This is a genomic window from Pseudomonas sp. LS_2 (assembly GCF_042709235.1).
Lineage (GTDB): Bacteria > Pseudomonadota > Gammaproteobacteria > Pseudomonadales > Pseudomonadaceae > Aquipseudomonas.
This window is the reverse complement of the sequence record NZ_JAVAYC010000002.1, coordinates 341116-352007: the sequence shown is the minus strand read 5'-3', so window position 1 is coordinate 352007 and position 10892 is coordinate 341116. Positions and strand designations below refer to the sequence as shown.

The window sequence follows — 10892 nt, the reverse complement described above, 5'->3', positions numbered from 1 at the left end:
GCGAATTCACCCTGCCCGACAACTTCTGGCCGGTGAAGACGCTCAAGTACCGCCTGGCCCGCCAGGACCATGAAGCCCCGCTGATCTTCATCATCGCCGGCACCGGCGCGCCCTATTCGAGCAGCATCGCCGAATACCTCAAAAAGCTGTTCTACCAGGCCGGCTACCACGTCGTGCAACTGTCCTCGCCCACCAGCTGGGACTTCATGAGCGCCGCCTCGCGCTTCGCCACCCCCGGCATCAGCCGCGAAGACGCCGAAGACCTGTACCGGGTAATGCAGGGCGTGCGCGCCCAGCACCCACGCCTGCCGGTCAGCGAGTTCCACCTCACCGGCTACAGCCTGGGGGCGCTGAACGCAGCGTTCGTCAGCCAACTGGACGAAACCCGGCGCAGCTTCAACTTCAAGCGCGTACTGCTGCTCAACCCGCCGGTGAACCTCTATACCTCGATCAACAACCTCGACAAACTGGTGCAGACCCAGGTCAAGGGCATCGACCGCAGCACCACGTTCTACGAACTGATGCTGGAAAAGCTCACCCGCTATTTCCAGGACAAGGGCTACGTCGACCTCAACGAAGCCCTGCTGTACGACTTCCAGAAGTCGCGCCAGCACCTGTCCAACGAGCAGATGGCAATGTTGATCGGCACCTCGTTCCGCTTCTCGGCCGCCGACATCGCCTTTACCTCCGACCTGATCAACCGCCGCGGCCTGATCATTCCGCCCAAATACCCGATCACCGAAGGCAGCAGCCTCACGCCGTTCTTCAAGCGCGCCTTGCAGTGCGACTTCGACTGCTACCTGACTGAGCAGGTGATCCCCATGTGGCGAGCGCGCACCGACGGCAACAGCCTGTTGCAACTGATCGACCAGGTCAGTCTCTACGCCCTGAAGGACTACCTGGGCAGCAGCCAGAAGATCGCCGTGATGCACAACGCCGACGACGTGATCCTCGGCCCCGGCGACATCGGTTTCCTGCGCCAGGTGTTCGGCGATCGCCTGACCCTTTACCCCCATGGCGGCCATTGCGGCAACCTCAACTACCGCGTCAACAGCGACGCCATGCTGGAGTTCTTCCGTGGCTGAAAAACTGATCCTTGCCCTGGGCCTGGCCCTGTTCGCCAGCGCCAGTGCCCTTGCGGCGGAAGTCGCACCGCGTACCAGCGTGGTCGAAGCCGATGCGCTCGACACGCCGGCGGTGGAAAACGACGGTTTCCTGAACCCGCTGCGCGAACTCAAATTCAACCCCGGCCTCGACCAGCGCGAGTTCGAGCGTTCGACCCTGGAGGCGCTGAACATCTACGACCCGCTGGAGTCGCTGAACCGGCGCATCTATCACTTCAACTACCGCTTCGACCAATGGGTGTTCCTGCCGGTGGTCGATGGCTACCGCTACATCACCCCAAGCTTCGTGCGCACCGGAGTGAGCAACTTCTTCAACAACCTGGGCGAGGTGCCGAACCTGTTCAACAGCCTGCTGCAGCTCAAGGGCGAGCGCGCCGCGACGACCACCGCGCGGTTGATGTTCAACACCATCATCGGCGTGGGTGGGTTGTGGGACCCGGCTACCAGGATGGGGCTGGTGCGCCAGGGCGAGGATTTCGGCCAGACCCTGGGTTTCTACGGCGTGCCGGAGGGGCCGTACATCATGCTGCCGATCCTGGGGCCATCGAACCTGCGCGACACCACGGGGCTGGCGGTGGACTACGTGGCTGAGAAGGAGGCCAACTTCCTCAATGTGGCCGAAGCCAGCAGCGACCATTTCGAGATCACCTTGCTGCGGGCGGTGGACCGGCGCTACAGCACCAACTTCCGCTACGGGCAGACCAACTCGCCGTTCGAATACGAGAAGGTGCGGTACGTGTACACCCAGTCGCGCAAGTTGCAGATTGCCGAGTGAATGTAAAAAGGGCCGCTTTTGCGGCCCGTTCGCGGCGCTGGGTTCAGCCCGGCAACCCCAGAAACTGCTGTAATTCGCGCTTCTTGGCCAAGGCATCCCGGCGCCCCAGCTCGATCAGCTCGCTGCAATAGCCGGCCTCGAACAACAGGTAGCTGAGCACCCCCGCACCACTGGTCTTGGTCGCCCCCGGCCCCCGCAGGAACAGGCGCAGCGCGGCGGGCAAGTCGCGCCGGTGCCGCGCGGCGATCTCGTCCAAGGGTTGGCTGGGCGCCACCACCAGCACCTCGATCGGCGCCAGGCCCAGGCGCCTGGCGTCGAGGTGCGCGGGCATCAGGTGACTGAGGTGGTTCAGGCGCTGCAACAGCTCGATATCGTCCTCGAGGCTGTCGATGAAGGTGCTGTTGAGCATATGCCCACCGATCTGCGCCAGGCTCGGCTGCTGGCCACTGAACACCCGTTGGGTCGGCAACGGCGCGGCCGGGCGCTGCGGGTTGCCGCTCACCCCGACCACCAGCACGCGGCTGGCGCCCAGGTGCAGCGCCGGGCTGATCGGTGCCGACTGGCGCACCGCACCGTCGCCGAAGTACTCCTCGCCCAGCCTGACCGGTGCGAACAGCAGCGGGATCGCCGAGCTTGCCAGCAGGTGATCGATGCCGAGCGCGGTCGGCACGCCGACACGCCGGTGGCGCAGCCAGGGCTCGATGGTGCCTCGGCCCTGGTAGAAGGTCACCGCCTGCCCCGACTCATAGCCGAATGCGGTCACCGCAATGGCGCGCAATTGCTCGGCCGCCAGGGCATGGGTGATGCCGTCAAGGTCCAGGTGCTCTTTCAGCAAGTGGCGCAACGGGCTGCTGTCGAGCAGCGCCACCGGGGCCCGGCTACCGATACCCAGCAGGCTGTGGCCGACGAATGACTCCAGGCCAGTCGCTGCGCAACACCAGGTGGCTGCGAAAATGTTGCCAGAAGGCCGTGAGACGCTGCACCGCCTCGCCAAAGTGCAGCGCTCCGCTGGCCAGGGTCACGGCATTGATGGCGCCGGCCGAAGTGCCGACGATAACCGGAAAGGGGTTCGCAGCGCCTGGTGGCAGCATGGCAGCAATTCGGCGATGCCGGCCAGCACGCCGACCTGGTAGGCGGCGCGGGCACCGCCGCCGGAGAGGATCAAGCCAGTGGTGGGGGGTGGGGCCATTGTTCCTTCCTTAGTCACCCGTTGTCAGTACTGGCCTGTTCGCAGGCACCGACACCGCATCGATCAGCGTTTCTTCTTGTCATACAGCCGCGGCGCCCCTTCGGGCCGCGACTTGAAGCGCCGGTGCGCCCACAGGTACTGCTCGGGGCACTCGCGCAGCACACCTTCGACCCACTGGTTGATGCGCAGGCAGTCGGCCTCCTCGCTTTCACCCGGGAAATCGGCCAATGGCGGATGTACCACCAAGCGATAACCGCTGCCGTCCTCCAGGCGCTTCTGGGTGAAGGGGATCACCCGCGCCTTGCCCAGGCGGGCAAACTTGGTGGTAGCGGTCACCGTCGCTGCAGGAATACCGAACAGCGGCACGAACAGGCTCTGCTTGGTGCCGTAATCCTGGTCCGGGGCATACCAGATCGCCCGGCCATTGCGCAGCAGCTTGAGCATGCCGCGCACATCCTCGCGCTCGACCGCCAGCGAATCGAGGTTGTGGCGCTCGCGGCCACGGCGCTGGATGAAGTCGAACACCGGGTTGCCATGCTCGCGGTACATGCCGTCGATGGTGTGCACCTGGCCGAGCAGCGCCGCGCCGATCTCCAGGGTGGTGAAATGCACCGCCATGAGAATCGCGCCCTGCCCCTCCTGCTGGGCGGCCTGCAAATGCTCTAGGCCTTCGATGTGCGCCAGGCGCGCGAGCCTGGCCTTGGGCCACCACCAGCTCATGGCCATTTCGAAGAAGGCGATGCCGGTGGAGGCGAAATTGTCCTTGAGCAGTCGCTGCCGTTCGTCGTCGGAAAGTGCCGGGAAACACAGCTCCAGGTTGCGTGCGGCAATGCGCCGACGCTCACCGGCCAGGTGGTACATCACCGCGCCCAGGCCTTTGCCGAGCCCCAACAGGGCACGGTATGGCAGTTGTACCACCAGCCACAGCAGGCCCAGGCCAAGCCACAGGCCCCAGAAGCGCGGGTGGAGGAAAAGGCGACGAAAACGCGGGCGTTCCATGGATGTATCCGCAAAGACAAAGGCCGGGCATTCTACATCGGTTCGCCTGCTGTTGCGGGTAACCGGCGTTATCGTTATAAGTCAGGGCACTTTTTTCGTTACAAGCCGTCTATGCAGACCATGAGCCCCAACCAGACACCCGACTCCGCCAATGTGTTCCAGCTCAAGGGCAGCATGCTTGCCATTACCGTGCTGGAACTGGCGCGCAACGACCTCGAAGCCCTCGACCGGCAACTGGCGGCGAAGGTGGCCCAGGCCCCCAATTTCTTCAGCAACACGCCGTTGGTGCTGGCGCTCGACAAGTTGCCGGCCGAGGAAGGCGCGATCGATCTTCCGGGGCTGATGCGCATCTGCCGCCACCATGGCCTGCGTACCCTGGCCATTCGCGCCAGCCGCATCGAGGACATCGCCGCGGCGATTGCCATCGATCTGCCGGTGCTGCCGCCCTCCGGCGCCCGCGAGCGCCCGCTCGAGCCAGAGCCCGAGGTGAAGAAGCCCGAGCCTGCGCCAACCCCGCCACCGGCTGCGGCTGAGCCCGAGGTGCGCCCAACCCGCATCATCACCTCGCCGGTACGCGGCGGGCAGCAGATCTACGCCCAGGGTGGCGACCTGATCGTGACCGCCTCGGTCAGCCCCGGCGCGGAACTTCTCGCCGATGGCAACATCCATGTGTACGGCGCCATGCGTGGCCGTGCCCTGGCAGGCATCAAGGGCAACACCCGAGCGCGTATCTTCTGCCAGCAGATGACCGCGGAAATGGTGTCCATCGCTGGCCAGTACAAGGTCTGCGAAGACCTGCGCCGCGACCCGCTGTGGGGTGCCAGCGTGCAGGTCAGCCTGACCGGTGACGTGTTGAACATCACCCGTCTTTAACGGATACTTGCCGTCATTTTTAGAGCAACTTTTCCTGTTGCCTTTTTGTATTTCGCAGGGACGCGCGTCCCGTTTATTTAGGGGTGAAACACCTTGGCCAAGATTCTCGTGGTTACTTCCGGCAAAGGGGGTGTGGGCAAGACCACCACCAGCGCCGCCATCGGCACCGGCCTCGCACTGCGCGGGCACAAGACCGTCATCGTCGACTTCGACGTGGGCCTGCGTAACCTCGACCTGATCATGGGCTGCGAACGCCGCGTGGTGTACGACTTCGTCAACGTGGTCAACGGCGAGGCCAACCTGCAACAGGCACTGATCAAGGACAAGCGCCTCGAGAACCTGTACGTGCTGGCCGCCAGCCAGACCCGTGACAAGGACGCCCTGACCCAGGAAGGCGTCGAGAAAGTGCTGATGGAGCTCAAGGAGCAGTTCGACTACGTCATCTGCGACTCCCCGGCCGGTATCGAGAAAGGCGCGCACCTGGCGATGTACTTTGCCGACGAGGCCATCGTGGTGACCAACCCGGAAGTCTCCTCGGTACGTGACTCCGACCGCATGCTGGGCATCCTGTCGAGCAAGTCGCGCCGCTCCGAGAACAACGAAGAGCCGATCAAGGAACACCTGCTGATCACCCGCTACCACCCCGAGCGCGTCGAGCGCGGCGAAATGCTCAGCATCGCCGACGTCGAGGAGATCCTGGCGATCAAGCTCAAGGGCGTGATTCCCGAATCCCAGGCGGTACTCAAGGCGTCCAACCAGGGTATTCCGGTCATCCTCGACGACCAGAGCGATGCCGGCCAGGCCTACAGCGACACGGTCGACCGCCTCCTGGGCAAGGAAATCCCGCTGCGTTTCATCGAAGTGCCGAAGCAAGGATTCTTCGCGCGTCTGTTTGGAGGCAAATAAACCATGAACCTTTTTGACTTCTTTCGTGGCAGACAGAAACAGACCAGTGCGTCGGTGGCGAAAGAGCGTCTACAGATCATCGTGGCGCACGAGCGCGGCCAGCGAAGCAGCCCTGACTATCTCCCGGCGCTGCAACAGGAGCTGGTCGAAGTAATCCGCAAGTACGTCAATATCGGCAACGATGACGTGCAGGTGGCACTGGAGAACCAGGGCAACTGCTCGATCCTGGAATTGAACATCACCTTGCCGGATCGTTGATCCGGTCTTGAACATTGGGGCTGCTCCGCAGCCCTTCGCGGCAGACCGTCGCGAAGGGCTGCGGAGCGGCCCCAATTTCTATCAGAGACCTAGCAATGCCGCTGTCGAACATCCAGATCCTCCACGAAGACGCCGCCATCCTGGTGATCAACAAACCGACCCTGCTGCTGTCGGTGCCAGGCCGTGCCGAGGACAACAAGGACTGCCTGATCACCCGCCTGCAGGAAAACGGCTACCCCGATGCGCTGATCGTGCACCGCCTGGACTGGGAAACCTCCGGCATCATCCTGCTGGCACGCGACGCCGACAGCCATCGCGAACTGTCCCGCCAGTTCCACGACCGCGAGACCGAGAAGGCCTATACCGCGCTGTGCTGGGGCCAGCCGGCGCTGGACAGCGGCAGCATCGACCTGCCCTTGCGCTACGACCCACCCACCAAGCCACGCCATGTGGTGGACCACGAGCAGGGCAAACACGCCCTGACCTTCTGGCGCATTGTCGAGCGCTGCGGCGATTACTGCCGGGTGGAACTGACGCCGATTACCGGGCGCTCGCACCAGTTGCGCGTGCACATGCTGTCGATCGGCCACCCGCTGTTGGGTGATCGGCTGTATGCCAACCCTGAGGCCCTGGCCGCCCATGAGCGGTTGTGCCTGCATGCGAGCATGCTGAGCTTTACCCACCCGGTTTCCGGGGAGCGGGTGAAGTTCGAGTGTCCTGCGCCGTTCTGAGCAATCGGCGTAGATCTCTTCGCGGGTGAACCCGCTCCCACAGGGTTCTCTACCGCCCTGTGGGAGCGGGTTTACCCGCGAAGAGGGCGACACAAATTCTCAAGCAATTACGTTAAACTCGCGCCACTGCTGTCTGGAGTGACTTATGCGCGACGCCCTGAACCAAGGCCTGATCGATTTCCTCAAGGCCTCCCCCACGCCCTTCCACGCCACCGCAAGCCTGGCCAAGCGCCTGGAGGCTGCGGGCTACCAGCGCCTGGACGAACGCGACAGCTGGGCCACGGTGCCCGGCGGGCGCTATTACGTAACCCGTAACGACTCGTCGATCATCGCCATCCAGCTGGGCAAGGATTCGCCACTGCACAGCGGCATCCGCATGGTCGGCGCGCACACCGACAGCCCTTGCCTGCGGGTCAAGCCGCAGCCTGAGCTGCAACGCCATGGTTTCCTGCAACTGGGCGTGGAAGTGTATGGCGGCGCCCTGCTGGCGCCATGGTTCGACCGCGACCTGTCGCTGGCCGGGCGCGTCACCTTCCGCCGCGACGGCAAAGTGGAAAGCCAGCTGGTCGATTTCAAGTTGCCGATTGCCATCATTCCCAACCTGGCCATCCACCTCAACCGTACCGCCAACGAAGGCTGGCCGATCAACCCGCAGAACGAACTGCCGCCGATCCTGGCGCAGGTCGCAGGGGACGAGCGCGTCGACTTCCGCGCCCTGCTCACCGAGCAACTGGCCCGCGAGCACGCGCTGAATGCCGATGTGGTGCTGGACTACGAGCTGAGCTTCTACGACACCCAGGGCGCTGCGGTGCTGGGCCTGAACGGCGACTTTATCGCCGGCGCTCGCCTGGACAACCTGCTGTCGTGCTACGCCGGCCTGCAAGCGCTGCTGGCCAGCGACAGCAGCGAAACCTGCGTGCTGGTGTGCACCGACCACGAGGAAGTCGGCTCGTGCTCGGCGTGCGGCGCAGACGGCCCGATGCTCGAGCAGACCCTGCAACGCCTGCTGCCCGACGGCGACGAATACGTACGCACCCTCCAGCGCTCGCTGCTGGTCTCGGCCGACAACGCCCACGGCGTGCACCCCAACTATGCCGACAAGCACGACGGCAACCACGGGCCCAAGCTCAACGCCGGCCCCGTGATCAAGGTCAACAACAACCAGCGCTACGCCACCAACAGCGAAACCGCCGGGTTCTTCCGTCACCTGTGCATGGCCGAGGAAGTGCCGGTGCAGAGCTTCGTGGTACGCAGCGACATGGGTTGCGGCTCGACCATCGGCCCGATCACCGCCAGCCACCTGGGCGTGCGCACGGTGGACATCGGCCTGCCGACCTTTGCCATGCATTCCATTCGCGAGCTGTGCGGCAGCCAGGACCTGGCGCACCTGGTGAAGGTGCTGACCGCCTTCTACCGCAGCCGCGAGCTGCCCTGAGCGCGTGACGCCTGGTTCGCGGCTGAACCCGCTCCTACGCGTTATGCATCTGGAGGAGCGGGATTAGCCGCGAATACCGGCAAAGCCGGTGCCATACACCCCTGTGAGCTCTTCGCGGGTGAACCCGCGCCCACGGGCCCCGAGCGCTCTGGATGGCCATCGTGATCCCGCTTTAGACGCTATGCTCAAGACATGCACCACGCAAAAGGATTGCCGCCATGTCCCCCTTCCTCTCGCTGTTCGTACCCGTTTTTCTCTTCCTCATGCTGCTGATCATCGGTTTCAGCCTGCGCGAACGCAATGTCGGCGTGTTGATGATGTGGATCGGCACCCTGGGCATCTTTGGCCTGACGTGCTGGAAGATCCTGGAGCAGCTGCCCTCGTAAACCTCTACACTCGGCCCATCGTTAGACCTGAGGTAGATTTCCCGGTGCCAGCCCTCCTGCGTTGCCTTCTCCTGTTGCTGTTCTTCTGCATCGCCCCGGCCCACGCCGCTGGTCTTCCCGGCCTGATCGGCAGCAGCGCGCCAGCGCAACCCGAGGCCAGCGAGCCGCTGGGCAAGTCGTTGGACGAGGTCATCAAAAACCTGGAGAACGACCAGCAACGCACCAAGCTGCTGGCTGACCTGAAGAAGCTGCGCGATGCCACCCAGCAGTCGCAACCCACCGTCGAACAGGGCGTGCTGGGGCTGATCGGCAATGCCATGCACGACCTGGAGAAGCAGTTCAGCGGCGAGGCCAGCCCATTTCTCCGTTGGTCCCAGGAAATCGACCAGGCCCAGGCCGAACTCGCCGCTTTGGTGGTGCCGGTGCAGCAATGGCCGGCGATTCTGTTCGGCTTCGCCGCGGTCATCGCCGTGTGGAGCCTGCTGGCCTACGCCTTCAACTGGGTGGGGCAGCGGGTGCGGGTGCGCTTCGGACTCTCCGAAGAGCTGCCACAACACCCGCGCACCTGGGACCTGGTGCGCTTCGCCTTGCGCAAGCTGGGGCCGTGGCTGGTGGCCCTGATGTTCACCGTGTACCTGAGCTTCGCCCTGCCGCCCTCGCTGGGCAAGTCGCTGGCCATGGTGCTGGCCTATGCCCTGGTGGTAGGCACCTGCTTCTCGGCGATCTGCGTGATCGCCTTCTCCCTGCTCGACGGCCCGCACCGCCACCGCGCGCTGCACATCCTGCGGCACCAGGCGTTCCGCCCGCTGTGGCTGATTGGCAGCTTCGCCGCCTTTGGCGAGGCGATGAGCGACCCGCGCCTGACTACCGCCCTGGGCAGCCACCTGGCCCATGGCCTGGCGACCCTGGCCAATATGCTGGCCGCGCTGTGCACGGGGCTGTTCATCCTGCGTTTCCGCCGCCCCATCGCCCACCTGATCCGCAACCAGCCGCTGTCACGCAGGCTTACCCGACGCACCCTGAGCGACACCATCGAGATCCTTGGCAGCTTCTGGTTCATCCCGGCGCTGATCCTGGTGGCGATCTCGCTGTTCGCCACTTTCGTTTCCGCAGGCGACACCAGCACCGCCTTGCGCCAATCGCTGATGTGCACGGTGCTGGTGGTGCTGTGCATGGTGCTCAACGGCCTGGTGCGGCGCCACGCCGCCAAGCCGAAACGCGCCCACCCGCGCCAGGCGCTGTACACCGAACGCCTGAGCAACTTCGCCTACGCGCTGCTGCACCTGTTCATCTGGCTGCTGTTCATCGAACTGGGGCTGCGGGTGTGGGGCCTGTCCATGATCGCCTTTGCCCAAGGCGATGGCCACGACGTCAGCGTGCGCGTGCTGGGCCTGGCCGGCACGCTGATTGCCGCCTGGCTGGTGTGGATTCTTGCCGACACCGCCGTGCACCACGCCTTGGTGCGCTCGCGCCGGGGCATGGCCAATGCCCGGGCGCAGACCATGATGCCGCTGATCCGCAACGTGATGTTCGTGACGATCTTCATCATTGCGGTGATCGTCGCCCTGGCCAACATGGGCATGAACGTCACCCCGCTGCTCGCTGGCGCCGGCGTCATCGGCCTGGCCATTGGTTTCGGCGCACAGTCGCTGGTGGCCGATCTGATCACCGGCCTGTTCATCATCATCGAAGACTCCCTGGCCATCGACGACTACGTCGATGTCGGCGGCCACCTCGGCACGGTGGAGGGCCTGACCATCCGCACCGTGCGCCTGCGCGATATCGACGGCATCGTGCACACCATTCCGTTCAGCGAGATCAAGAGCATCAAGAACTACTCGCGCGAGTTCGGCTACGCGATCTTTCGGGTAGCGATCCCGCACAGCATGAACATCGACCAGGCCATTACCTTGGTGCGCGAGGTCGGGCAGAAACTGCGCAACGACCCGTTGATGCGACGCAACATCTGGTCGCCGCTTGAGTTGCAGGGGGTGGAGAGTTTCGAGCAGGGGTCGGCGATTCTGCGGGCGCGTTTCAAGACCGCGCCGATCAAGCAATGGGAGGTGTCGCGGGCGTTCAACCTGGCGCTGAAGCGGCACCTCGACGACGCCGGGGTGGATTTGGCGACGCCGCGCCTTTCCGTGCAAGTGGTAACGGCGGGTGGGGGTGGCATGACGGAGGCTGGCTCATCCAGCTAGGGCCTTTTCGTGGCGGCT

10 protein-coding genes and 1 pseudogene are annotated in these 10892 nt (G+C 64.4%); 9 read left to right on the top strand and 2 right to left on the bottom strand.

Annotated elements, in window-relative coordinates:
- Window positions 1–1085 (top strand): serine/threonine protein kinase (locus tag RAC97_RS03450; RefSeq protein WP_379671402.1); only part of this gene is annotated, 1085 nt, incomplete at its 5' end.
- Window positions 1078–1899, top strand: a complete 822-nt coding sequence (locus RAC97_RS03445; protein WP_375098315.1) for a VacJ family lipoprotein — start codon at window positions 1078–1080, stop codon at window positions 1897–1899. The genes RAC97_RS03450 and RAC97_RS03445, both read left to right, overlap by 8 nt.
- Before the next feature lie 43 nt (window positions 1900–1942).
- Here the strand turns inward: RAC97_RS03445 and RAC97_RS03440 are convergent.
- Window positions 1943–3088 (bottom strand): annotated as a pseudogene (locus RAC97_RS03440) (patatin-like phospholipase family protein).
- A 63-nt stretch (window positions 3089–3151) separates the two neighbouring features.
- Window positions 3152–4087 (bottom strand): lipid A biosynthesis lauroyl acyltransferase, encoded by a 936-nt coding sequence (locus RAC97_RS03435; RefSeq protein WP_375098314.1) that lies wholly within the window; start codon window positions 4085–4087, stop codon window positions 3152–3154.
- 111 nt (window positions 4088–4198) lie between these two features.
- Between RAC97_RS03435 and minC the strand changes: the two genes are divergently transcribed.
- From minC to RAC97_RS03400, 7 genes are all read left to right on the top strand, one after another.
- On the top strand, window positions 4199–4960 hold the full coding sequence (minC, locus tag RAC97_RS03430) for a septum site-determining protein MinC (protein ID WP_375098313.1): 762 nt from the start codon (window positions 4199–4201) through the stop codon (window positions 4958–4960).
- A gap of 93 nt (window positions 4961–5053) precedes the next feature.
- The gene (gene minD, locus RAC97_RS03425; RefSeq protein ID WP_375098312.1) at window positions 5054–5866 is read left to right on the top strand and encodes a septum site-determining protein MinD; all 813 of its coding nucleotides are present in this window, start codon (window positions 5054–5056) and stop codon (window positions 5864–5866) included.
- 3 nt (window positions 5867–5869) lie between these two features.
- Window positions 5870–6124, top strand: coding sequence for a cell division topological specificity factor MinE (gene minE / locus RAC97_RS03420; RefSeq protein WP_375098311.1), 255 nt, complete (start codon window positions 5870–5872; stop codon window positions 6122–6124).
- Window positions 6125–6219: 95 nt separating this feature from the next.
- Complete coding sequence (locus RAC97_RS03415; protein WP_375098310.1) at window positions 6220–6855, top strand: RluA family pseudouridine synthase; 636 nt, start codon at window positions 6220–6222, stop codon at window positions 6853–6855.
- A 145-nt stretch (window positions 6856–7000) separates the two neighbouring features.
- Window positions 7001–8290 carry a M18 family aminopeptidase gene (locus tag RAC97_RS03410; RefSeq protein WP_375098309.1) on the top strand — a complete coding sequence of 430 codons (1290 nt, stop codon included), beginning with the start codon at window positions 7001–7003 and terminating at the stop codon, window positions 8288–8290.
- Between the two features lie 218 nt (window positions 8291–8508).
- Complete coding sequence (locus RAC97_RS03405; protein ID WP_375098308.1) at window positions 8509–8676, top strand: hypothetical protein; 168 nt, start codon at window positions 8509–8511, stop codon at window positions 8674–8676.
- Window positions 8677–8720: 44 nt separating this feature from the next.
- On the top strand, window positions 8721–10874 hold the full coding sequence (locus RAC97_RS03400) for a mechanosensitive ion channel family protein (RefSeq protein WP_375098307.1): 2154 nt from the start codon (window positions 8721–8723) through the stop codon (window positions 10872–10874).
- The last annotated feature ends 18 nt before the right edge of the window (window positions 10875–10892 follow it).

Bases quoted from the DNA above. Each gene is read 5' to 3' on its own strand.
- RAC97_RS03405 (WP_375098308.1), top strand. From the start codon at position 8,509: ATGTCCCCCTTCCTCTCGCTGTTCGTACCCGTTTTTCTCTTCCTCATG.
- minC (WP_375098313.1), top strand. From the start codon at position 4,199: ATGCAGACCATGAGCCCCAACCAGACACCCGACTCCGCCAATGTGTTC.
- RAC97_RS03410 (WP_375098309.1), top strand. From the start codon at position 7,001: ATGCGCGACGCCCTGAACCAAGGCCTGATCGATTTCCTCAAGGCCTCC.
- RAC97_RS03435 (WP_375098314.1), bottom strand. From the start codon at position 4,087: ATGGAACGCCCGCGTTTTCGTCGCCTTTTCCTCCACCCGCGCTTCTGG.
- minE (WP_375098311.1), top strand. From the start codon at position 5,870: ATGAACCTTTTTGACTTCTTTCGTGGCAGACAGAAACAGACCAGTGCG.
- RAC97_RS03415 (WP_375098310.1), top strand. From the start codon at position 6,220: ATGCCGCTGTCGAACATCCAGATCCTCCACGAAGACGCCGCCATCCTG.